This is a genomic window from Pseudomonas sp. WOUb67 (assembly GCF_050058005.1).
GTDB lineage: Bacteria > Pseudomonadota > Gammaproteobacteria > Pseudomonadales > Pseudomonadaceae > Aquipseudomonas > Aquipseudomonas putida_R.
In genome coordinates, this window is record NZ_CP170112.1 from 5233902 (window position 1) to 5257025 (window position 23124).

The window sequence follows — 23124 nt, forward strand, 5'->3', positions numbered from 1 at the left end:
CATGAGGCCACGCCATGTTGCGCACCCCCACCCGCCGTACCTTCGTCAAAGGCCTGGGCGCCGCCAGCACACTGGCGGGCCTGGGGCTGTGGCGCCCGCTGGCCCAGGCCGCCGAAGGCCAGGACCTGGCCGGCCAGCACTTCGAGCTGTTCATCGGCCAGACCCCGGTCAACATCACCGGCCGGCCACGCACCGCACTGACCATCAACAACAGCCTGCCCGGCCCACTGCTGCGCTGGCGCGAAGGCGACACCGTGACCCTGCGCGTGCGCAACCGCCTGGCACAGGACACCTCGATCCACTGGCACGGCATCATCCTGCCGGCCAACATGGACGGCGTACCAGGCCTGAGCTTCGCCGGCATCGAACCCGGCGGCGACTACCTGTACCGGTTCACCCTGCGCCAGAGCGGTACCTACTGGTACCACAGCCACTCAGGGTTGCAGGAACAGGCCGGGGTATACGGGGCCATCGTGATCGAGCCGCGCGAACCCGAACCGCACGCCTACCAGCGCGACCACGTGCTGCTGTTCAGCGACTGGTCAGACCAGGCGCCGGAACAGCTGATGGCCTCCCTGAAGAAACAGTCCGACGCGTACAACTACCACAAGCGCACGGCCGGCGATTTCATCGATGACGTGGCCGACAACGGCTGGACCCCCACCGTCGCCGAACGCACGGCCTGGGCGCGTATGCGCATGAGCCCTACCGACCTGGCGGATATCAGCGCCGCCACCTACACCTACCTGCTCAACGGCCAGCCGCCGGAGGGCAACTTCACCTGCCTGTTCCAGCCGGGCGAAACCGTGCGCCTGCGGCTGATCAACGCCTCGGCCATGACCTACTTCGATTTCCGCATCCCCGGGCTGAAGCTGACGGTGATCGCCGCCGACGGTTTACCGGTGACGCCGGTGAGCGTGGATGAACTGCGCATTGCCGTGGCCGAAACCTATGACGTGCTGGTGACCGTGGGCGACCAGCCTGCCTACACCCTGTTCGCCCAGAGCATGGACCGCACCGGCTTCGCCCGCGGCACCCTGGCCCGCGCCGCCGGGCTGCAGGCCCCAGTGCCTGCACCCGACCCGCGCCCGGTGCTGAGCATGGACGACATGGGCCACGGCGGGATGAGCAGCATGGCGGGCATGGACCACAGCAACATGGCCGGCATGGACCACGCGGCCATGCCCACGATGCAACAACACCCGGCCAGTGAAACCGGCAACCCGCTGGTGGACATGCAGACCATGGCCCCGCGCGCCAACCTGGCCGACCCCGGCATAGGCCTGCGCAACAATGGCCGCCGCGTGCTGACCTACGCCGACCTGCGCAGCCCCTACCCCGACCCGGACGGCCGCGCGCCATCGCGCGACATCGAACTGCACCTGACTGGCCACATGGAGCGCTTCGCCTGGTCGTTCGACGGCATCAAGTTCAGCGACGCCGCGCCGCTGCGCCTGACCTACGGCGAGCGGGTGCGCATCACCTTGGTGAACGACACCATGATGACCCACCCCATCCACCTGCACGGCATGTGGAGCGACCTGGAAGACGAGCACGGCCAGTTTCTGGTGCGCAAGCACACCGTCGACATCCCGCCCGGCAGCCGGCGTTCCTACCGGGTGACTGCCGACGCCCTTGGCCGCTGGGCCTACCACTGCCACCTGCTCTACCACATGGAGACCGGCATGTTCCGCGAGGTACGCGTCGATGAATGACACCCGCAACCGCAGCATCGTGGCCGGCGTGGCCCTGCTGACCCTGCTCGCCAGTGAACGCGCGCTGGCCGCCAGCATGGAGCACATGAACCATGGCCAGATGAACCATGAAGGCATGGGCCATGCCCCGGCAACGCCCAGCCAGCCGCGCACGCCTCTGCCCGCCCTCACCGACGCCGACCGCCGCGCCGCCTTCCCGCCTCTGCCGGGGCACCAGGTGCACGACCGGGCGCTGAACTGGGCAGTGATCGTCGACAAGCTCGAATACCAGCACTTCGAGAGCAGCAGTGCCCTGAACTGGAACGCCACGGCCTGGGTCGGCGGCGATATCGACCGCCTGTGGCTACGCACGGAAGGCGAACGCGAGCAGGGCAAGACCCACAAGGCCGAATTGCAGGCGCTGTGGGGCCATGCCGTGAGCCCGTGGTGGGAACTGGTGGCCGGCGTACGCCAGGACTTCAAGCCCGCCAGCGGCCAGGCCTGGGCCGCTTTCGGCATTCAGGGCACGCCGCTGTATGGCCTGGAGCTGCAGGCCACCGCCTACGCCGGCGAGCGGCAACAGACCGCGCTGCGTCTGGAGGCCGCTTACGCTATGCTGCTGACCAACCGCTGGATACTGGAACCGACCCTGGAAGCCAACCTCTACGGCCGCAACGACGCCGGGCGCGAGCAAGGCGCAGGGCTGGCCGACAGCGAGGTGGGTCTGCGCCTGCGCTACGAGATCACCCGCGGCTTCGCCCCCTACGTCGGGGTCAGTTTCAACCGCCTGCACGGCACCCGTGCCGACCAGGCCCGCGAAGACGGCGAAGACCTGGGCCAGACCCGCCTGGTCGCCGGTATCCGCCTGCGTTTTTAAAGGAGTGCTTCACCATGCTGCGCAAACACCTGCTGACCCTGGGCCTGCTCGCCATCACCGGCCTGGCCCAGGCCGCCGAGACCATCGACGTCTACCGCGACCCCAACTGCGGTTGCTGCAAGGCCTGGATCAGCCACCTGCGTGACAACGGTTTCACCGTCAACGACCACGTCGAGCCGAACATGAGCGCGGTCAAGCAGCGCCTGGGCGTGGCGCCGCGCCTGGCGTCGTGCCACACCGGGGTGATCGACGGCAAGTTCGTCGAAGGCCATGTGCCGGCCGAGCAGGTGCGCCTGCTGGCCAAGCGTAGCGACCTCAAGGGCCTGGCCGTGCCGGGCATGCCCATGGGCTCGCCCGGCATGGAAATGGGTGACCACAAGGATGCCTACCAGGTCATCGGCGTCACCCAGGATGGCCAGGACACCGTTGTAGCCAACTACTGATGCTCAGCCTGTGGGCGCTGTTCCTTAGCGCCTTCGGCGCCGCCACCCTGCTGCCGCTGCAATCGGAGGCCGTACTGGTCGGCCTGTTGCTGCGCCAGCCCGAGGCCTGGGCAACCCTGCTGCTGGTGGTCACCCTGGGTAATGTGCTGGGTTCGGTCGTGAACTGGCTGCTGGGCCGCGCCGTCGAGCACCTGCGCGACAAACGCTGGTTCCCGTTCAGTGCGGCCCAGCTGGAGCGGGCGCAGCAGCGTTACCAGCGCTGGGGGCAATGGTCATTGCTGCTCAGCTGGATGCCGGTGATCGGCGACCCGCTGACGTTGATCGCCGGCATCATGCGCGAGCCGTTCTGGCGCTTCCTGCTGCTGGTCACCCTGGCGAAGGCTGGCCGTTACGCGGTGCTGGCCATGATTACCCTGGGCTGGTTTCACGCCTGGTAACACCTTTCACGTTCCGGTCGCGCGCCTGGCTGCTAAAGTCGCCCACTCCTACACGGCCCTACACGGAGTGCCCCCATGCTGCGCGCAACCGCCCTGGCCCTGGCCCTGGCCTGCCTTGCCGGCAGCCCGGCCATCGCCGCCGAACCGCCTACCTACGGCCCCCAGCTCGAAGGCTTCAGCTACCCCCACCCGCTCAAGCATTTTGACTTCAAGTCCCAGGGCCAGGCCCTGCAGATGGGCTACATGGACGTCCCTGCACAAGGCCAGGCCAACGGCCACAGCGTGGTGCTGATGCACGGCAAGAACTTCTGCGCCGCCACCTGGGAAACCACCATCGACGCACTGAGCAAGGCCGGTTACCGGGTCATCACCCCCGACCAGGTCGGCTTCTGTACGTCCAGCAAGCCAGCGCACTACCAGTACAGCTTCCAGCAGCTGGCGGACAACACCCATGCCTTGCTCGAACAGCTGGGCATCAAGCAATCCATCGTGCTTGGCCACTCCACGGGCGGCATGCTCGCCACCCGCTATGCGCTGATGTACCCGCAGCAGGTGGAACGCCTGGCCATGGTCAACCCGATTGGCCTGGAAGACTGGAAAGCCCTGGGCGTGCCCTACCGTACGGTGGACCAGTGGTATGCACGCGAGCTCAAGCTGGATGCCGAGGGCGTGCGCGAGTATGAGCGCAAGACCTACTACGCCGGGCGCTGGAAGCCGGAGTACGAGCGCTGGGTACAGATGCTGGTGGGGCTGAACAAGGGGCCGGGGCATGAAGCGGTGGCGTGGAACTCGGCGCTGATCTACGACATGATCTTCACCCAACCGGTGTACCACGAGTTCAAGGACCTGCAGATGCCGACCTTGCTGCTGATCGGCGACAAGGACACCACGGCCATTGGCAGTGATATCGCGCCGCCGGAGGTGAAGGCGAAGCTGGGCAAGTATGAAGTGCTGGGACCACAGGTGGCCAAGCTGATCCCCAAGGGTGAGCTGATCACCTTCGAAGGCATGGGGCACGCCCCGCAGATCGAAGAACCGGTGCGGTTCAACCGTACGCTGGTCGAGTGGCTGAACCAGTGAATCGGGGGGCGCTTTGCGGCCCCCTGCAATCTTCAGCCAAACCGCTGTAGTTGCATCTCCCGCAAACGGCTCAAGGTCCGCTGGTACGGGAATGCCAGATACCCCTGCGTATACAACTGTTCCAGCGGCACCTCGGCCTCCAGGTACAGCGCTACGCGACGGTCATAGCACTCATCGACCAACGCGATGAAGCGGCGCACCGCATCGTCCTTGGGCGACAGCGCCGGCAGTTCACGGTCGCCTGCCACCACCCGCGCCGCACCATCTTCAGTGCCACGCGCAATGCGACCGGCCTGCTGCTTACCGCCCAGCGCCGGAATACCCGACACCAGGATGGCCGGAAAACGGTCGCACAGCGCCATGAATTCCATGGCCGCCAGCGGTTGTTCGCACAGGTCGGTGAAGCGGCACCAGACAGCCTGCTCGCTGCGCCGCACCACCTGCACATGCCTGGAGCCGATAACCAAGGGCTTATCAGTACCCGTGTGATCCGGGCTGAGCTGGCAAAACACCTCGCCCAACGGGCTAGCCTGCCCTGCCGCTGCCACCCAGTATCGCTGCCGCTCTGCACCGGGGTGCAAGCGGTGGTCCTGCTCGCCCGTCACCGGCAGTACCTGCATGTGCCGCTCAACGGCGGCGATGGCCGGCAGGAACCGTTCGCGGTTGAAACCGTCGCGGTAGAGCTGATCGGGTGGCTGGTTGGAGGTGGCGACAATCACCACGCCCTGGTCGAACAGTACCTGGAACAGCCGGCCGAGGATGATCGCGTCGCCGATGTCGTTGACGAACAGTTCGTCGAAGCACAGCACGCGAATCTGCCCGGCCAGCTCCCGGGCCAATGCCATCAGCGGGTCAGCGGTGCCATTGAGCTGGAACAGGCGCTGGTGGACCCAGGCCATGAAGTGATGGAAGTGTTGGCGCCGGCTGGTTACGCACAGGCAGCGGTGGAACTGGTCCATCAGCCAGGTCTTGCCGCGACCGACCGGGCCCCAGAGATAGATGCCCTGAGTCGGGCGGCCCTGTTCGACGGACTGGAAGCAGGCTTGCAGGGCCTCGACGGCATTGGCCTGGGCTGGGTCGGCGACATAGCCCTGGCTGGTAAGGGCTTGCTGATAAAAGGATTTGGGGTCGATGGCCATAACGAATTCTACACGGCAAACGCTATTCGTGTAGGAGCGGCCTTGTGCCGCGAAAGGGCCGCAAAGCGGCCCCGGCAATCTCGGCTTGATGCACGATAATGGGGGCGCTTCGCACCCCATTCGCGGCGCAAGGCCGCTCCTACAGGGACCGCGTCAGTCGGCCAGGCCTACCTTCAGCAACGCGCCGTCCTTGTCGTCCGTCAGCACATAGATGTACCCATCCGGCCCAACCCGCACATCGCGGATACGCGCCTTCAAATCACCGAGCAAACGCTCCTCATGCACCACTTTATTTCCCTTCAACTGCAAGCGGATCAGCTCCTGTGTCGCCAGCGCCCCAATGAACAGGTTGTGGTCCCAGGCCTTGAATGTGGGGCTGTCGTAGAACGCCATGCCACTAATGCCCGGCGACTTCTCCCACACATGGTGTGGGTCGACCATGCCGTCCACATGCTTGCCCTTGGCCTCGGGGATCGGCAACAACGAGTAGTTGATGCCATGGGTCGCAATTGGCCAACCGTAGTTCTTGCCAGGCTCGGGGATGTTGATTTCATCGCCGCCGCGCGGGCCGTGCTCGTGTGTCCACAGCTTGCCGGTCCAGGGGTTCAGCGCGGCGCCTTGCTGGTTGCGGTGGCCGAACGACCAGATCTCCGGCCGCACGTTATCCTTGCCGACGAAGGGGTTGTCCTTGGGCACTTCACCGTCCGGGAAGATGCGCACAATCTTGCCTTGCAGCTTGTCCAGGTCCTGGGCAGTGGGGCGCTGGTTGTTCTCGCCCAGGGCGATGAACAGGTAGCCGTCGCGGTCGAACACCAGGCGCGAGCCGAAGTGGTTGCCCACCGACAGTTTGGGCTGTTGGCGGAAGATCACGCTGAAGTTTTCCAGCCGCGCGCGGTCTTCGGACAGTTGGCCGCGCCCGACAGCGGTACCGGCCTTGCCGTCATTGCCCTCCTCGGCGTAGGACAGGTACAGGGTGCGGTCCTTGTCGAACTCCGGTGACAGCACCACATCCAGCAAGCCGCCCTGCCCCTCGGCCCAGACCTTGGGCACGCCGCTGATCGGCGCGCCCACCTTGCCTTCAGCGTTGACCAGCCGCAGGTTGCCGGCGCGCTCGGTGACCAGCATGTCCTTGCCGCCCGGCAGAAACGCCAACGCCCAAGGGTTGCGCAGGCCGTCGGCCAGGGTGCTGACAGTCAACGTGCCTTCTTCGCTGCGAAACTGTTGCTCTGCTGCCGCCTGTGCCAACAGCGGCATGAGTGCGGCAGCAGCCAGGGTGGTTAGCCAGGTTGCTTTAGGCATGCAGGATTCCTTTCATAGGGGCTCACGGCGCACGCGTGCTGTCGCGGGGTGGCCGGGTCGGTTCCAGGTTTGGGGTTTGTTGCTGCCGACGCAAGTTGTCACCGTTGCCGATGCCGCGGTTGTCCAGGCTGGGCGTGCGCTGGTACGGGTCGGTGGACGGGCCGCGCACGGGGGGCGTGGCCGGCATGCTGCCCTGGCGGCTGTTGGGGTTGGCGCGCTGGATCGGGCTGTTGTAGGGGTTGTTGTTGCCGGCCGCAAGCTGCAAAGGCTGCGGCGGGGCCGCGTGCGCGGGCAGGCACAACGCCAGGCCGAGGGCCAGGATGGGCAATGTCGGGGTCATGCTTCACCTCCTGTACGAAAATGCCGCGCCTGGTGGGTTTGATAGCCTAAGGCGCTAGGGGTTCGCTGCAAAAGTGTGAATATGCGTGGAGATGATTCCTGATGTTTCAGTATGCGCCCATTCGCAGCACAAGGCTGCTCCTACAGGCGTATGCATTCCCCTGTAGGAGCAGCCTTGTGCTGCGAATGGGCCGCAAAGCGGCCCCAAATTACTGGGCCTTATCCACCTTATGCCGCGCCGCATAAAGGCACAGCATCTCCATCGCCAGCGTCGCCCCCGCCAGCGCCGTGATATCGGCATGGTCATAGGCCGGCGCCACCTCCACCAGGTCCATGCCCACCAGGTTGATCCCCCGCAGCCCGCCCAGAATCTCCAGCGCCTGCACCGTGCTCAACCCGCCACACACCGGCGTACCTGTGCCAGGCGCATAGGCCGGGTCGAGGCAGTCGATATCGAAGGTCAGGTACACCGGCCGCTCGCCCACGCGCTGGCGAATGGCTGCAATCACCGCCTCGGTGCCCTGGCGGTGCACCTGTCGTGCATCGAGGATGGCAAAGCCCTGGCTGTCGTCATTGGTGGTGCGCAGGCCGATCTGCACCGAACAGGCCGGGTCCACCAGGCCCTCACGGGCGGCATGCCAGAACATGGTGCCATGGTCGATACGCTTGCCCTCCTCATCCGGCCAGGTGTCGCTGTGGGCATCGAAGTGGATCAGCGCCAGCGGGCCATGGCGACGGGCGTGGGCCTTGAGCAGCGGGTAGCTGATGAAGTGGTCGCCACCGAGGGTAAGCATGGCGCAGCCCGCGTCCAGAATATGGTCGGCATGGGCCTCGATGCTGTCCGGTACCGACTGCGGTGTGCCGCTGTCGAAAGCGCAGTCGCCATAGTCGATCACGGCCAGGTGGTCGAACGGGTCGAACGCCCACGGCCAGTGCCGGGCCCAGGCCTGCTGCACCGAGGCAGCGCGGATCGCCCGCGGGCCGAAACGCGCACCTGGCCGGTTGCTGGTGGCGGTGTCGAACGGCACGCCGCTGACCACCACGTCCACACCGCGCAAGTCGCGGCTGTAGCGGCGGCGGGAGAAACTGGTAATACCGGCGTAGGTACTTTCTGCGGCAGTGCCATACAGGCTGTCGCGGGTCATCGCCTGGTCGTTGCTTGCGGCTTGCTCCACGGTCGGGCTCCTTGGTTGTGATCAGTCACTGGCGGCTGCGGAAGGCCGTCCATAGGCGGTTGCGCTGGCGCAGGTCAGCCAGCGCCATGCTGCGGTCGGCGAACAGGCGCTGGCGCACCTCGGCAGGCGGGTAGATGTCCGGGTCGTTGCGCACCGCCTCGTCCACCAACCGCGTGGCGGCCTGGTTGGCATTGGCGAAGAACAGTGTGTTGGTCAGCGCAGCCACCGACTCGGGCTTGAGCATGAAGGCGATGAACGCCCGTGCTGCCTCGGGGTGCGGGGCGTCCTTGGGGATGACCAGGTTGTCCTGCCACACCAACGTGCCTTCACGCGGGATGCGGTAGATCAGCTCGAACGGCTTGCCGGCGCGGCGGGCCTGGTCGGCCGCCATCGCGGCATCACCGTTGTAGGTTAGCGCCAGGCACACGCTGCCATTGGCCAGGTCGCTGATCTGCCGGCCATTGGCGACGTAGCTGATTGAGGGTTGCAGCTGGCTCAGCAGTTTCTGCGCGGCGGCCAAGTCATCCTTGTCCTGGCTGTAAGGGTCCTTGCCCAGGTAGTTCAGGGCCACGCCAATCACTTCCTGCGGCGAATCGGGCATGGCAATGCCACAGTCCTTCAGCCGGCTGGCGTATTCGGGCTTGAACAGCAGGTCGAGGCTGTCCAGCGGCACGTCGCCCAGGCGCTGGCGCACGGCCTCCACATTCACACCAAGGCCCAGCGTACCCCAGGTGTACGGCACGGCATGGCGGTTGCCGGGGTCGGCCTCGGCGAGCTTGGCCAGCAGGTCCTTGTCGAGGTTGCTGTAGCCGGGCATGGCCTGGGGGTCGAGCGGTTGCAGGGCATTGGCCTTGAGCGCCCGGGCCAGCACGGTCGTTGATGGCACCACCACGTCGTAACCACTGCCACCGGTGAGCAGCTTGGTCTCAAGCACTTCGGTGGTGTCGAAGGTGTCGTAGCGCACCTTGTAGCCGGTTTCCTGTTCGAAGCGCTGAAGGGTTTGCGGGGCGATGTAGTCCGCCCAGCTGTAGAGGTTGACGACCTTTTCTTCGGCCTGCAGCGGCAAGGCCAGGACCAGGGACAACAGGCACAACGATCGACGCATGACGGACACCTCGGCAAATGGGTGGATGCCGCGAGCATGCCAGCCGGGTTACATTGCAGGAATGGCAAGTTTGCAAAGCTGACATTCATCAGGAGCAATGTAATGCTCGGACAAGTGCACGACCCCGACCTGCACCTGCTGCGGCTGTTCGTCACTGTAGTCGAGGCCGGCGGCTTCAGCGCCGCGCAAGGCGTGCTGGGCCTGAGCCAGCCCACCATCAGCCAGCGCATGGCGCAGCTGGAAGCACGCCTGGGCTACCGCCTGTGCAGCCGCGGCAAGGGCGGCTTTCACCTGACGGAGAAAGGCACGTTGCTACTGGAAGCGGCGCGCGGCCTGTTGCTGAACATCGAGCAATTCCGCCAGCAAGCCAACGGCGTGGCCGGGCGGTTGCTGGGGACCGTGCGCATCGGCATGGCGGAAAACCAGGACAAGGCCGTGAGCCTGCGGCTGGCGGCGGCCATTGCGACGTTTCGCAAGCGAGAGGAGTCGGTGCAGCTGGAGCTGATCAGCGCGCCGCCCGCGGAGCTGGAGCGGTTGTTGCTGGAGCAGCGGCTGGACTACGCCATCAGCTACTTTTCCGGCAACCAGGCGGCCTTTGATTACCAGCCCTTGTTCGAGGAACGGCAACGGCTGTATTGCGGCAAGGGGCATGTGCTGTTCGGCGAGGCGGATGTCGGGCTTGAGCGGTTGCTGGCGATGGACCAGGTGCGCCATCCCTACCGGTTTCTGAAAGGGGGTGAGCCGTTTCAGAGCCGGCGCAGCATGGCGGTGGCGGAGCAGATTGAAAGCGTGCTGACGTTCATTCTGTCGGGGCGGCATATTGGTTATCTGCCCTGCCATTGCGCGCTGGGGTGGGAGGCCGAGGGGTTGTTGTGGGCATTGGACCCGGGGCTGGATTTTGTGGTGCCGTTTACCCTGGCCCGGCACCGGGCACAGGGGGTTGATGAAGCACAGCGGGCGTTTGCGCAGGATTTGCTGGCCGCATTTTCCTGAGCCGGCCTCTTCGCGGGTAAACCCGCTCCCACAGGTACGGCGCCGCCCTCAGGCATTGTGAAATCCCTGTGGGAGCGGGTTTACCCGCGAAGAGGCCGGTTCAGGCGACAGCTGTCAGTAAGCCATGCTCCAGGTCAGGGTGTAGGTACGCCCGCGCCCTTGGTAGTCATACAGGTACGCCGGGCCGTAGGTCGGCGAATAGAACAGCGTCGCGCGCTGCCCCCAGACCGTGCTGTACTGCTTGTCCAGCAGGTTCTGGATACCGGCACTGAAGGTGCCGAAGCCGGTGTCCTGGCTGCCGAGCAGGTCGAAGGTGGTGTAACCGTCGATCTCGTGGTCGGCATCGTCCTTCAGGCTGAACGCATGGTTGGCTTGCAGCCGCGCACTGCGGCCATCGCCCTTCCAGCCAACAAATGCAGTGGCCTTGGACAAGGATGCATAACGGGCATCACGCTTGTTCCAGCCGCCGTCGGCAGCCTCTTCCTCGGAGCGGGTCAGGTGCAGGGTACCGCCCGCTTCCCAGCCCGTCTGGAAGTGCCGGGTCAGTGCACCTTCAAAGCCGAAGTCGCGGCTTTTCTGCTCTTCCACGTTGATCGTCAGCGTTTGCGAATCGACGTTGATGATCTTGTCCGACCAGATGTAGTACAGCGCCGCCTGGGCATCCCAGTCCAGGTCGGCATAGCGCCAGCCCAGCTCCACCTGGCGGCTCTTGATGCCGGCAAGCGGGTTGTCGGCCACGCTCAGGCCCGGCTTGCCGTAGTACTTGGCAGGGTCCGGCAGGTCGAAGCCTTCGCCGTAGTTGGTCCACACCTGGTGGCCGTTCTTGAAGTCGTAGATGGCGCCGACGTTGAACAGGTTGACCTGGTAATCGTTGTTGCCGCCCGGCACGCCCTTGAAGTCGCTGACGTCCACGTCCATCTGTTGGCGACGGGCGCCGCCGGAGAACGTCAGGTTGTCGGTGGCATGCCAGTCCAGCTGCGCGTACACCGACACACCATCGACCCGGTAGCTTGGATAGCGCGCGGCCTTGCTGTCCTTTTCCATCTCCAGGCCGCCCGATTCGGACGAGGTCAGGGCGTTGAAGGTGGTCTGTTCGGCATTGAAGCGCTCGCGGTCAAGGTCGACGCCGTAGGTCAGCTTCAACGTGTCCCACTGTTTGGCGAACAGGCCCTTGAGGCTGGTGACCTCGAAGTTCTGCTGCGAGGCAGCAAAGTACACCCCGCGCGAGCCCGTGGGCGTGGCGCGGTTGTAGTACGGGAACGGGTAGAAGTTGTCGTCTTCCTTGCGGTACGAGGCCTGCAGGTAGAAATCCTGGCCCAGCACGTCGCTGTGGTGGTAATTGGCGTTCAGCAACAAGCGCCGGGTACGCGGCTCCAGGTCGGACGAATAGCCGCTGCGCAGCTCGGCGTCCTCCAGGTCTGACGGCGCGTTGTAGTTGAGGTTGGGGAAGTAGATCCCCGTGCTGCCGTGGTTGCCCGAATCGTAGTACTGGGCCAGCAGGTCGAGGCTCTGCTGGTCGTTCAACTGCAAGCCCAGGGTGCCGAGCACGTCGATGGTGCGGTTGTACTGCAGGTCGGTCTGGGTGTTGTCGATGAAAATCTGGTCGCCGGCGCCGTCGTAGAAGGCTTCGTTCTGCTCACCGGAAATACCCAGCCGGGCATTGACCCGCTCGTTGCCGCCGCTTATCGACTGGGCAAAGCGGGTGGCCAGGTCATCGCTGTTGTTGAAGCCGCTGCTGGCGCCGAGCTGGGTTTCGAAGCGCGCCGGGCCGGGCTCGCCCTTCTTGGTCACGATGTTGATGATGCCGCCGGTGGCACCGCCGCCGTAGATGGCGCTGGCGCCGGACAACACCTCGACACGCTCGACGTTGAACGGCGAAATGCTGTCGAACTGACGCGACAGACCGCGCGAGCTGTTCTGGCTGACCCCGTCGATCATCACCAGCACATTGCGCCCACGCATGTTCTGGCCATAGTTGGTACGCCCTTCCGGTGCCAGGTCGAGGCCCGGTACCAGCTTGCCGATGGCTTCTTTCAGGCTGACGCCGCTGTCGATCTGCTCGCGCAGCTGCTGCTGGTCGACCACCCAGACGGTGCCGGGGATTTCGCTGATTGCGGTACTGGTGCGCGAAGCCACGCTGACTTCGATCGGCTTGAGGTTCACCGCCTGTGGCGCTGCCTGGGCCTTGCGCAGGGTCACGGTGCGCGCGTCACTGAAGTGCCAGCTCATGCCACTGCCGGCCAGCAGCTGCTGCAGGGCCTGCTCGACGCTGTAGCTGCCGTGCAAGGCCGGGCTGGCAACGCCTGCTACATCGCCTGTGGTGTACAGCAAGTGCAGGCCGGCCTGGTCGGCGAAGGTGGTCAGGGCCTGGTCCAGCGGCTGGGCGGGCAGGTCGAGCTGAACCTGGCGGGCCTGCATCTGGGCCTGTTCGGCAGTGGTCGCGGCCCACGCATGCAGCGGGCCGACCAGCATGGCCAGGGCGCTGCAGGACATCAGGGCGTGGTGAAGAGAACCGCGACGGCGGTGCAAGGGCTTGAGCATCAGAGGCACGAATGAGCTTCCTGACAAGTCGTAAATGAGAATGGGTTGCTGATCAGTCCCACTACGACGATCTGGCTTGCAGGAACTTGCAGTGCCAAATGGAAAATATTTTTATTTCTGTGCCGGCCTCTTCGCAGCACAAGGCTGCTCCTACAGGCATGTGCGATCCCTGTAGGAGCAGCCTTGCGCTGCGAAGAGGCCGGTACAGGCAGTCAATGAACAACCGCCAACCACGGCAGGTAGGTCACCTTCAGCCCATAGCGCTGCTCAAGCGTGCGCAGCAGTGCCTCAGGCTCGTCAAGGTCAAACACCCCGCTCACCTCCATCGCCGCCAGCTTGCTGTCGGACAGCACGATCCGCCCATGACGGTAACGCTCAAGCTCCGTCAGCACCTGCCCCAGCGGCTTGCCGTTGAAGATCAGCTTGCCGCGCTGCCAGGCCATCTGCGCACCGGCATCGGCCGCCACCGCCAGTTCAGTTTCGCCAACCTTGGCTTCACCGCGTGCCAGCACCACGCGGCCATCGCGCCGCACGCTGAAGGTGGCGGCACCACCCTGCACCCGCTCGCCTGCCGTATCGACCACAAAAGGCCGCGAATCGTCAGTGGTCTCGAACAGGGCCTCACCGGCATCCAGCACCACCCGGCGTTCATGCTCACTGAACACCACACTCAGCGCACTGGCGCTGTTCAGCGTCACACGCGTGCCATCCGCCAGGGTAATCACCTGCCGTTCACCCACCGCAGTGTGGTAGTCCGCCCACAGCATCGGCGCCTGCTGCCAACCCGCCACAGCGGCGACCAGCAACACCACAGAGGCGGCCACACCGGCCTGCTTGAGCCAGTCGCGACAGTGGCGCAGGGCCTGGCCGATGTATTTGGCCACCATGCTCTCGGAAACCCCCAGCCGCTGGGCGATCTGCGCCTGGGTCAGGCCTTCGACGCGGTTCAGCAACAACGCCTGGCGGGCCTTGTCGGGCAGTTTCAGCAGCGCATCGTCAAGGATTTGCAGGCGCTCCCGGGCCAGCAACGCCGCCTCGGGCGCTGGCGCCGGGCAGGTCAGTTCACCGGCGCCGTCACAGTCGTCATGGCTGGCAGCAAGGCGCTGCTCGCGGCGCAAGGCATCGATTGCCAGGTTACCGGCCACGCGGAAAATGAAGCTGCGGGCGTGCAGCACCGGCACCGCCTGTTCATCGACTTTCACCAGCTTCAGGTAGGTTTCCTGCGCCACGTCGGCGGCGCGCTGGCGGTCGCTCATGCGCCGGGTCAGGAACTGCAACAGGTCGTCGTAGTGCTCCTGGAAAGTCGCCAGCAGGCCCGACACGGGTGACGTCAGCATGGATTTGGGCACTGCCAGTAGGATGAGTTATCGGGCGTTAATGAGAAACAGTATCTTTCATCTGCAAGGAGACTTTCAACGCCGACGCGCATTTGCCACACTGACGGTTCGCTCACTCTGGCAAGGTCGCCCGCAATGACTGCCCGCCTGCACCGCTGTATCCGCCTGTTTCTCGTCCTGCTGATGGCGCATGGCATGAGTGCCTGCGCACTGTTCCAGCCACGCGACCCGGTCAACATCAGCGTGATCGGCATCGAGCCGTTGCCCGGGCAGGAACTGGAGCTGCGCATGGCGGTGAAAATGCGGGTGCAAAACCCCAACGAGTCGCCGATCGACTACAACGGGATTGCCCTGAACCTGGAAGTGAACGGCCAGCCGCTGGCCGCCGGGGTCAGCGACCAGCAGGGGCACATTGGCCGCTATGACGAAGCGGTGATCGTGGTGCCGGTGAGCATCACGGCATTTTCCTTCCTGCGCCAGGCCTATGGGCTAGGCACGGTGGACTCACTGAAAGGCTTGCCCTACAAGCTGCGCGGCAAGCTGGCGGGCGGGTTGCTGGGGACCGTGCGCTTTACTGACGAGGGCAAGCTGGACCTGCCCAAAGGCGCTAACTGGTAAGCGCCCGCCGGGGGTATTCAGCGGCTGGCGCTGGCGGCGGCCATCAGCTTGTTGACTTCGCTGCGCACCATGCTGGCGTATTCGGGGGGCGACATGCCCTCCAGTTCGGCGCGCACCCACTCGGCCCATTTACCCTTGCGCCGCGGCTTTTCGGCGATCAGCCGGGCCGCATCGCCCTTGGCCTTGCCCAGGCTGCTCTGCCACAGCTCGAACAGCCGCGCCTTCTCTGCCTCGATCTGCGCCCGTTCCTCGAAGCTCATGTTGGCCAGATTGAAACTCATGAAGGTACCTGCAGGTTTGAAAATGGCCGCTATCTTACACCCAGCTAACGCAACATCGGAAAGCCGCCGCAACTTTCCCGACGCAGCGGCATCCATTGTTCACACCACCCCATCAACGAGGACGAGTTCATGGCCCGTAAAAACGCCACACTGGCGGACAGCGATCAGATCAAGGACCAGGTATTCAGCGAACTGCAATCGCTGATCGAAGAATCGGAAAAGCTGCTGAACGACAGCGCCGCCCTGGTCGGCGAAGAAGCAGAAACCCTGCGAGCGCAGGTCAGCCTCAAACTGAAACAGGCGCGCCAGGCCGCTGGCACCATGCGCGACAAAGCGCAACCGGTGGTGGACGCCACCCAGGACTACATCGGCGGCCACCCTTGGCAGACCGTCGCCATTTCCGCCGGCCTGGGGCTGGTGGTGGGGCTGCTGCTGGGGCGGCGCAACTGAAGCCTGGGCCGCCTGGTGCGAATCAGGCGGCCAGCGCTTGCGGGATACCGCTGTGGAAGCGCAGTTCCTGGTCCGGTGACTGGATAAGTTCCATTTCTGCAGCGCGCACCAGTTCAACCCGGCGGGCGATGTCCGCCTCATCACCGTAGTTGTGCGCCAGTTTCAGGTAGCCCTGGTAATGGCGCGCTTCGCTTTTCAGCAGGCCGTGGTAGAAGCGGCCCAATTCTTCGTCCAGGTGCGGCACCAGCGCGGCAAAGCGCTCGCAACTGCGTGCCTCGATGAACGCCCCCACCACCAGCGTGTCCACCAGCTTGACCGGCTCGTGAGAGCGCACCAGGCGGCGCAGCCCTGAGGCATAGCGGCCCGCCGACACCGGCCGCAATGGCACGCCACGGCGCTTCATCAGGCGCAGCACCTGTTCGTGGTGCACCAGTTCCTCGCGGGCCAGGCGCGACATCATGTTGATCAGGTCGAGGTGGGTGTTGTACTTGGCCATCAGGCTCAAGGCGGTGCTGGCGGCCTTGAATTCGCAGTTCTTGTGGTCGATCAGCAGGGTTTCCTGGTCGGCGAGCGCCGCTTCGATCCAGGCGTCTGGCGTCGGGCAGCCAAGAAAGGCATCGATTTCGGGGATCAGGGACATAAGCGTGCAACCACACAGAACAGGCAGGGCCGGCGATTATACCGGCGGCGGCGGGCGGCGCCAGTGGCTATGCTTCTTGATGTACATCAAGCGCCAGCGGGGGGCGCGCCGTCTATAGTCAGGCATCGGTCGCCACCTTTGAAGGGAGCTAACGCCCATGCAAGCCGTCCGCAGCATCCTCGTCGTCCTCGACCCTGAGCACGCCCACAGCCGGGCGCTGACCCGGGCCAAGCTGATTGCCGGCGTCACTGGCGCACGCCTGCACCTGCTGATGTGCGACAAGAAGCATGACCACCACGCACTGCTGAGCCTGCTGAGCAGCCAGCTGCACGATGACGGGTACGACAACGTCACCCATGAAGAGGCCTGGCGCGACAACCTGCATGACACCATCATCTATGTACAGCAGGCCGAGGGCTGCGAGCTGGTGATCAAGGAACACCGCCCGGACAACCCGCTGAAAAAAGCCCTGCTCACCCCCAGTGACTGGAAGCTGCTGCGCCAGTGCCCGTGTGCCGTGCTGATGGTCAAGAGCGAACGGCCGTGGACCGGCGGCAAGATTCTGGCTGCGGTGGACGTGGGCAACCAGGACGACGACCACCGCCGCCTGCATGCGAGCATCATCGACCATGGCTATGCCATCGCCGGGCTGGCCAAGGGCGAACTGCATGTCATCAGTGCCCACCCGTCGCCGATGCTGTCGGCGTCGGACCCGACGTACCAGTTGAGCGAGACCATCGAACAGCGCTACCGCGAAGCGTGCAAGGCGTTCCAGGCTGAATACGGCATCAGCGACGATTGCCTGCATGTGGCTGAAGGGCCGGCGGATGTGCTGATTCCGTTTACCGAGAAGAAGCTTGATGCGGTGGTGACGGTGATCGGCACCGTGTGCCGCACCGGGATCTCCGGGGCGTTGATTGGCAATACCTCGGAGGTGGTGCTGGATGAACTGGAGGGGGATGTGCTGGTACTCAAGAGCGAAGAAGCCATCGCCCACCAGGCCGAACTGGCCCGCGGCTGATCCCGTACTGTGGGATCACACATGATTTGTTGATTTTGCACGGTCCCTGTGGGAGCGGGTTTACCCGCGAATGCGTCAGTGAACGTGACGACGCATTCGCGGGTGAACCCGCTCCCACAGGGCTTCCCTTCTGCCTCAAAATCTAGGCCATCGCCTCGCGCACCTTGGGGTCCAGGCCCTCCCCCGCATTGGCCTCGATCCACTCCGCCAGTTGCCGGCGCATGGCCGGCGTCCAGAAGCTCTGCAGATGCTGCCGCACCCCTTGCACCGCCAGCGCCCGGTTTGGCTCGCTGTCGAAGTAATGGGCAATCTGGTTGGCCATCTTGACCAGGTTGTCGCTGCTCATCGGCGCACCTCGGCTTTCTCCGCGGTACGGCGCTCCTTCAGCAAGCGCCGCTGTTCATCACTGAAGTCCTGGTAACGCTTCTGCCATTGCGACGGCTGGAACACTTTCACCACTTCCACTGCCGTCACCTTGTACTCGGGGCAGTTGGTGGCCCAGTCGGAGTTGTCGGTGGTAATCACGTTGGCCCCCGACTCAGGGAAGTGGAACGTGGTGTACACCACCCCCGGCGCCACCCGCGCACTGACCTTGGCGCGCAGCACAGTCTGCCCGGCGCGGCTGCCAATGCCGACCCAGTCACCGTCCTGAATACCACGGCTTTCGGCGTCGGTCGGGTGGATTTCCAGGCGGTCGGCGTCATGCCAGGCGACGTTGCCGGTGCGCCGGGTCTGGGCGCCGACGTTGTACTGGCTGAGGATGCGACCGGTGGTGAGCAGCAACGGGTAGCGGTTGTTGACCTTCTCGTCGGTGGGCACATAACCGGTGAGCATGAAGCGGCCCTTGCCACGCACGAACTGGTCGATGTGCATGGTCGGCGTGCCATCGGGCGCCGCGTCGTTGCACGGCCACTGCAGGCTGCCATGGCGGTCGATCTCGGCGTAGCTGACACGGCGGAAGGTCGGCGTCAGGCGGGCGATTTCGTCCATGATCTCGGACGGGTGGCGGTAGCTCATCGGGTAGCCCAAGGCGTTGGCCAGGGCTACGGTGGCTTCCCAGTCGGCCTTGCCGGCCAACGGCTCCATGACCTTGCGCACCCGGGAAATGCGCCGTTCGGCGTTGGTGAAAGTGCCGTCCTTTTCCAGGAACGAGCTGCCCGGCAGGAACACATGGGCGAATTTGGCCGTTTCGTTGAGGAAGATGTCCTGCACCACCACGCATTCCATGGCGTGCAAGGCCGCCGTGACATGCTGGGTGTTGGGGTCGCTCTGGGCGATGTCCTCGCCCTGGCAGTACAGCGCCTTGAAGCTGCCGTCCAGCGCTGCCTCGAACATGTTGGGGATGCGCAGGCCCGGGTCGGGCTGCAAGGTCACGCCCCAGGCGCGTTCGAACTCCGCGCGCACGCCTTCGTTGGAAATATGCCGATAGCCGGGCAGTTCGTGGGGGAACGAGCCCATGTCGCACGAACCCTGCACGTTGTTCTGCCCGCGCAGCGGGTTCACCCCTACCCCTTCACGGCCAATGTTGCCGGTGGCCATGGCCAGGTTGGCGATGCCCATCACGGCGGTACTGCCCTGGCTGTGCTCGGTCACGCCCAGGCCGTAGTAGATGGCCGCGTTGCCACCGGTGGCATACAGGCGCGCCGCAGCGCGGATCTGTTCGGCGGGCACCCCGCAGACCGGGCCGAGCACTTCGGGAGCGTTATCGGACAGGCTGACGAAATCGCGCCAGCGGGCAAAGTCTTCGGTTTCGCAGCGGGCATCGATGAAGCGCTGGGCCAGCAGGCCCTCGGTGACGATCACATGGGCCAGGGCGTTGAGCATGGCCACGTTGGTGCCCGGGCGCAGTTGCAGGTGCAACTCGGCGCGGGCGTGCGGGGAGTCGACCAGGTCGATGCGCCGTGGGTCGATCACGATCAGCCGCGCACCCTGACGCAGGCGGCGCTTGAGCTGCGAGCCGAACACCGGGTGAGCGTCAGTGGGGTTGGCGCCAATCACCAGCACCACGTCGGCCTGCATCACCGAATCGAAACTTTGCGTGCCGGCCGACTCACCCAGGGTCTGTTTCAGGCCATAGCCGGTGGGCGAGTGGCACACCCGCGCACAGGTATCGACGTTGTTGTTGCCGAACGCGGTGCGCACCAGTTTCTGTACCAGGTAGGCTTCTTCGTTGGTGCAGCGGCTGGAAGTGATGCCGCCGATGGAGTCGCGCCCGTACTTGAGCTGGATGCGGCGGAACTCGCTGGCAGCGTAGGTTACCGCTTCGTCCCAGCTCACTTCCTGCCACGGGTCTTCCAGGCGCTTGCGGATCATCGGCTTGGTGATGCGGTCCGGATGGGTGGCGTAGCCCCAGGCGAAGCGGCCCTTGACGCAGGCGTGGCCGTGGTTGGCGCCGCCGTTCTTGTCCGGGACCATGCGCACCAGCTGGTCGCCTTTCATTTCGGCGCGGAACGAACAACCCACGCCGCAGTAGGCACAGGTGGTGATCACCGAACGCTCGGGCTGGCCAAGCTGCACCAGGCTCTTTTCCGTCAGCGTCGCGGTTGGGCAGGCCTGCACGCAGGCGCCGCACGACACGCATTCGGAGGCGAGGAAGTTATCGCCACCCGCAGCCGCCACCCGCGACTCGAAACCGCGGCCGGTGATGGTCAGGGCGAAGGTGCCCTGGATATCTTCGCAGGCGCGCACGCAGCGGCTGCAGACGATGCACTTGCTGGGCTCGTAGTCGAAATACGGGTTGGAGACGTCCTTTTTCTCGGCCAGGTGGTTGGCGCCGTCGTAACCGTAGCGCACCTCGCGCAGGCCCACCTGGCCGGCCACGGTCTGCAGCTCGCAGTTGCCGTTGGCCGAGCAGGTCAGGCAGTCCAGCGGGTGGTCGGAAATGTACAACTCCATCACGTTGCGGCGCAGGCCGGCCAGGCGTGGCGTTTCGGTACGCACCACCATGCCTTCGCTGACCGGCGTGGTGCAGGACGCCGGGTAGCCGCGCATGCCGTCGATTTCCACCATGCACATGCGGCACGAGCCAAAGGCTTCGAGGCTGTCGGTGGCGCACAATTTGGGGATACTGGTGCCGAGCATGGCCGCAGCGCGCATCACCGAGGTGCCGGCAGGCACGCTGATGGCGCGGCCGTCGATGCTCAGGCTGACCTGCACGTCGCTGTCACGGGCCGGGGTGCCGAGGTCGCTGCTTTTATCAGAAGCGGGGTCGAAGAAATTGATCACTGCGCGGCCTCCGTGGTAGTCAGCCCAAAATCGGCGGGGAAGTACTTGAGGGCGCTGGCAACCGGGTAGGCAGTCATGCCGCCCATGGCGCACAGCGAGCCGTACTGCATCGTGTCGCACAGGTCGCGCAGCAGCAGGGCCTGGTCGTGGCGTTCGGTGAAATCAGTCGTTGCGATCAACCGGTCGACCACTTCCATGCCACGGGTGGAGCCGATACGGCACGGGGTGCACTTGCCGCAGGATTCTTCGGCGCAAAACTGCAGGGCGAAGCGCGCCATGCTGGCCATGTTCAGGGTGTCGTCGGCCACCACCACACCGCCGTGGCCGAGCATCGCGCCCATGGCGGCGAAGGCCTCATAGTCCAGCGGGGTGTCGAAGTGGCTAGGGGGAACCCAGGCGCCGAGCGGGCCACCGACCTGCGCGGCCTTCAGCGGCCGGCCACTGGCCGTACCGCCGCCGTAGCCCTCCACCAGCTCGCGCAGGGTCAGGCCGAACGCACGCTCCACCAGGCCACCCTGGCGGATGTTGCCGGCCAGCTGGAACGGCATGGTGCCCAGCGAGCGGCCAATGCCGAAATCGCGATAGAACGCTGCGCCCTTGGCCAGAATGATGGGCACTGAAGCCAGGGTGAGCACGTTGTGCACCAGCGTGGGCAAGCCGAACAGGCCCTGTAGCGCGGGCAGCGGCGGCTTGGCGCGGACGATGCCGCGCTTGCCTTCAATGGATTCGAGCAGCGCAGTTTCTTCGCCGCAGATATAAGCGCCGGCACCCACCCGCACTTCAAGGTCGAATGCCTGGCCGCTGCCGGCCACATCGGTGCCGAGGTAGCCGGCGTCACGGGCGATGGCAAACGCCTGGTCGAGCACGCGGATGGCGTCGGGGTATTCCGAGCGCACATAGATGTAGCCCTTGTCGGCCCCCACGGCGAGGCCGGCAATGATCATGCCCTCGATCAGCAGGAAGGGGTCACCTTCCATCAGCATGCGGTCGGCAAAAGTACCGGAGTCACCCTCGTCGGCGTTGCACACTACGTACTTCTGCCCAGCGCCGGCGTCACGCACGGTGCGCCACTTGATACCGGCCGGGAACGCCGCACCGCCACGGCCACGCAGGCCGGAGTCGAGCACGGCCGCGACCACATCGGCACCGTTCAGGGCCACGGCCGCTTCAAGGCCGGCGAAACCGCCATGGGCGCGATAGTCGTCCAGCGACAACGGGCGGGTGATGCCGGCGCGGGCGAACAGCAACCGCTGCTGGGTTTTCAGGTAAGGGATTTCTTCGACAGGCCCCAACGCCAGCGAGCGGCCACCGGGTTCACCGGCCAGGGCATCGAGCAGTGACGGCACGTCTTGCGCCGTAACCGGGCCGAAGCCCAGGCGCCCTTGCGCACTGTCGCACTCGATCAGCGGCTCCAGCCAGTACAGCCCGCGCGAGCTGGTGCGCTGGATGCCCAGCGGCAACTGGCGGCGCTCGGCCTCACGCTGCAGGGCATCGGCAACCTGGTCGGCCCCTACGGCACGGGCCACCGAGTCGCAGGGGATGTAGAGCTTCAGCATGCTGCGTCCTCCCGGCAAGCGTTCACCAGGGCGCGCAGCCGCTCAGGGGTCAGCCGCGCGTGCACCTGGCCGTCCAGTTCCAGCGCCGGCGAGCAGGCGCAGGCACCCAGGCAGTACACCGGGCGCAGGCTGATGGCGCCGTCGGCGCTGGTGCCATGGTCGTCCAGTGCCAGCTGATCACGCAGTTGCGCGGCCAGGGCCTCGGCGCCGCGGCTCTGGCACGATTCGGCGCGGCACAGGCGCAGGGTGTGCCGCGCCGGTGGCGAAGTACGGAAGTCGTGGTAGAAGCTGATCACCCCGCGCACTTCAGCCAGGCTGAGGTTCAGGGCATGGGCAATTTCGGGGACAGCCGCATCGGGGATAAAGCCGATGTCGTGCTGGATGGCATGCAGGATGGGCAACAGGGCACCGGGGGCGTCCTTGTCGCGGGCCAGAATGCGCTGGATCACGGGCAGGTGGAGCAATTCATCAGGCATACAGCGGACCTCGGCATCACGGACCCCGCCTGAATTGTTGTGGGGGCAGGTATCCGGCGTGTTCTGCTGCGGCGCGTCGGCCACGTCACGGTTGCGCGGCGCTGACGGCCTCCTTGCCCACGGCCGCGCATCTGCGCACGCTGGTCCGAAGGCATCCTGCAAGCATGGCACTTATGGCGCCAGGGGGTAGCGTGCGAACGACCAGGCGCATCCTGAAACCGACGCGAATGTTTTCTACAGCGGCGCAGTCTGCTTCTGTGGGAGCGGGCATGCCCGCGAAGAACCCAGCGCGGTGGATGGCACCGGCTTCGCCGGTGTTCGCGGGCACGCCCGCTCCCACAGTGATCGGGCAAACTCTTAGAGTTTGAACAAGACAGTTGCTCCCACAAGAGCAGAGC

Annotated in this window: 22 protein-coding genes; 9 read left to right on the top strand and 13 right to left on the bottom strand. The window is 65.3% G+C overall.

The features are described from left to right. The first annotated feature begins 17 nt into the window (after window positions 1-17). The 5 genes from ABOC32_RS23185 to ABOC32_RS23205 all read left to right on the top strand — a co-directional run bounded on the left by ABOC32_RS23185 (window position 18) and on the right by ABOC32_RS23205 (window position 4531). On the top strand, window positions 18-1715 hold the full coding sequence (locus ABOC32_RS23185; protein WP_426811649.1) for a copper resistance system multicopper oxidase: 1698 nt from the start codon (window positions 18-20) through the stop codon (window positions 1713-1715). Beyond that, window positions 1708-2571, top strand: a complete 864-nt coding sequence (locus ABOC32_RS23190; RefSeq protein WP_426809027.1) for a copper resistance protein B — start codon at window positions 1708-1710, stop codon at window positions 2569-2571. Before ABOC32_RS23185 ends, ABOC32_RS23190 begins: the two co-directional genes overlap by 8 nt. Window positions 2572-2585: 14 nt before the next feature. After that, window positions 2586-3014, top strand: a complete 429-nt coding sequence (locus ABOC32_RS23195; protein WP_086977007.1) for a DUF411 domain-containing protein — start codon at window positions 2586-2588, stop codon at window positions 3012-3014. Further along, a complete protein-coding gene (locus ABOC32_RS23200) occupies window positions 3014-3451 on the top strand; it encodes a YqaA family protein (RefSeq protein WP_426809028.1) in 438 nt (145 codons plus the stop codon). The genes ABOC32_RS23195 and ABOC32_RS23200 overlap by 1 nt, the downstream gene beginning before the upstream one ends. A gap of 75 nt (window positions 3452-3526) precedes the next feature. Further along, the gene (locus ABOC32_RS23205) at window positions 3527-4531 is read left to right on the top strand and encodes an alpha/beta fold hydrolase (protein ID WP_426809029.1); all 1005 of its coding nucleotides are present in this window, start codon (window positions 3527-3529) and stop codon (window positions 4529-4531) included. A 32-nt stretch (window positions 4532-4563) separates the two neighbouring features. Here the strand turns inward: ABOC32_RS23205 and zapE are convergent, their stop codons facing one another. The 5 genes from zapE to ABOC32_RS23230 form a co-directional block, all read right to left on the bottom strand. Then, a complete protein-coding gene (gene zapE, locus ABOC32_RS23210; protein WP_426809030.1) occupies window positions 4564-5670 on the bottom strand; it encodes a cell division protein ZapE in 1107 nt (368 codons plus the stop codon). A gap of 153 nt (window positions 5671-5823) precedes the next feature. Beyond that, window positions 5824-6969, bottom strand: a complete 1146-nt coding sequence (locus tag ABOC32_RS23215) for a PQQ-dependent sugar dehydrogenase (RefSeq protein ID WP_426809031.1) — start codon at window positions 6967-6969, stop codon at window positions 5824-5826. A 22-nt stretch (window positions 6970-6991) separates the two neighbouring features. Then, entirely contained in the window at window positions 6992-7309 is a 318-nt protein-coding gene (locus ABOC32_RS23220; protein ID WP_234229374.1) for a hypothetical protein, read from the bottom strand. A gap of 208 nt (window positions 7310-7517) precedes the next feature. Then, a complete protein-coding gene (speB, locus tag ABOC32_RS23225) occupies window positions 7518-8483 on the bottom strand; it encodes an agmatinase (protein WP_426809032.1) in 966 nt (321 codons plus the stop codon). Between the two features lie 25 nt (window positions 8484-8508). Further along, window positions 8509-9588 (bottom strand): polyamine ABC transporter substrate-binding protein, encoded by a 1080-nt coding sequence (locus ABOC32_RS23230; RefSeq protein WP_426809033.1) that lies wholly within the window; start codon window positions 9586-9588, stop codon window positions 8509-8511. 102 nt (window positions 9589-9690) lie between these two features. Here ABOC32_RS23230 and ABOC32_RS23235 point away from each other — a divergent pair, with 102 nt between their 5' ends. After that, window positions 9691-10581 (top strand): LysR family transcriptional regulator, encoded by an 891-nt coding sequence (locus ABOC32_RS23235; protein WP_426809034.1) that lies wholly within the window; start codon window positions 9691-9693, stop codon window positions 10579-10581. Between the two features lie 114 nt (window positions 10582-10695). Here ABOC32_RS23235 and ABOC32_RS23240 read toward each other — a convergent pair whose 3' ends face one another. After that, window positions 10696-13122: a TonB-dependent receptor gene (locus ABOC32_RS23240; RefSeq protein ID WP_426811650.1), complete on the bottom strand. Its 2427-nt coding sequence runs from the start codon at window positions 13120-13122 to the stop codon at window positions 10696-10698. 212 nt (window positions 13123-13334) lie between these two features. Beyond that, window positions 13335-14459: a sigma-70 family RNA polymerase sigma factor gene (locus ABOC32_RS23245; protein WP_426809035.1), complete on the bottom strand. Its 1125-nt coding sequence runs from the start codon at window positions 14457-14459 to the stop codon at window positions 13335-13337. 135 nt (window positions 14460-14594) lie between these two features. Here ABOC32_RS23245 and ABOC32_RS23250 point away from each other — a divergent pair, with 135 nt between their 5' ends. After that, complete coding sequence (locus tag ABOC32_RS23250) at window positions 14595-15077, top strand: LEA type 2 family protein (protein WP_426809036.1); 483 nt, start codon at window positions 14595-14597, stop codon at window positions 15075-15077. Between the two features lie 17 nt (window positions 15078-15094). On the opposite strand, the gene ABOC32_RS23255 is transcribed toward ABOC32_RS23250, so the two are convergent. Further along, the gene (locus ABOC32_RS23255) at window positions 15095-15358 is read right to left on the bottom strand and encodes a hypothetical protein (RefSeq protein ID WP_043198486.1); all 264 of its coding nucleotides are present in this window, start codon (window positions 15356-15358) and stop codon (window positions 15095-15097) included. Window positions 15359-15487: 129 nt separating this feature from the next. Between ABOC32_RS23255 and ABOC32_RS23260 the strand changes: the two genes are divergently transcribed. Continuing rightward, the gene (locus tag ABOC32_RS23260; protein ID WP_016500661.1) at window positions 15488-15808 is read left to right on the top strand and encodes a DUF883 family protein; all 321 of its coding nucleotides are present in this window, start codon (window positions 15488-15490) and stop codon (window positions 15806-15808) included. Between the two features lie 22 nt (window positions 15809-15830). On the opposite strand, the gene ABOC32_RS23265 is transcribed toward ABOC32_RS23260, so the two are convergent. Further along, the gene (locus tag ABOC32_RS23265) at window positions 15831-16448 is read right to left on the bottom strand and encodes a tRNA-(ms[2]io[6]A)-hydroxylase (RefSeq protein ID WP_043198484.1); all 618 of its coding nucleotides are present in this window, start codon (window positions 16446-16448) and stop codon (window positions 15831-15833) included. A gap of 157 nt (window positions 16449-16605) precedes the next feature. On the opposite strand from ABOC32_RS23265, the gene ABOC32_RS23270 reads away from it, so the two are divergent. After that, a complete protein-coding gene (locus tag ABOC32_RS23270) occupies window positions 16606-17469 on the top strand; it encodes a universal stress protein (protein ID WP_426809037.1) in 864 nt (287 codons plus the stop codon). A 142-nt stretch (window positions 17470-17611) separates the two neighbouring features. Here ABOC32_RS23270 and ABOC32_RS23275 read toward each other — a convergent pair whose 3' ends face one another. From ABOC32_RS23275 to ABOC32_RS23290, 4 genes are read right to left on the bottom strand one after another with little or no spacing between them, the layout of a single operon-like run. Then, complete coding sequence (locus tag ABOC32_RS23275; RefSeq protein WP_012271472.1) at window positions 17612-17815, bottom strand: formate dehydrogenase subunit delta; 204 nt, start codon at window positions 17813-17815, stop codon at window positions 17612-17614. Continuing rightward, window positions 17812-20694, bottom strand: a complete 2883-nt coding sequence (gene fdhF, locus ABOC32_RS23280) for a formate dehydrogenase subunit alpha (RefSeq protein WP_426809038.1) — start codon at window positions 20692-20694, stop codon at window positions 17812-17814. Before fdhF ends, ABOC32_RS23275 begins: the two co-directional genes overlap by 4 nt. Beyond that, window positions 20691-22250 (bottom strand): formate dehydrogenase beta subunit, encoded by a 1560-nt coding sequence (locus ABOC32_RS23285; RefSeq protein WP_426809039.1) that lies wholly within the window; start codon window positions 22248-22250, stop codon window positions 20691-20693. Before ABOC32_RS23285 ends, fdhF begins: the two co-directional genes overlap by 4 nt. Then, the gene (locus ABOC32_RS23290; RefSeq protein ID WP_016500667.1) at window positions 22244-22726 is read right to left on the bottom strand and encodes a formate dehydrogenase subunit gamma; all 483 of its coding nucleotides are present in this window, start codon (window positions 22724-22726) and stop codon (window positions 22244-22246) included. The genes ABOC32_RS23285 and ABOC32_RS23290 overlap by 7 nt, the downstream gene beginning before the upstream one ends. Window positions 22727-23124: the final 398 nt, after the last annotated feature.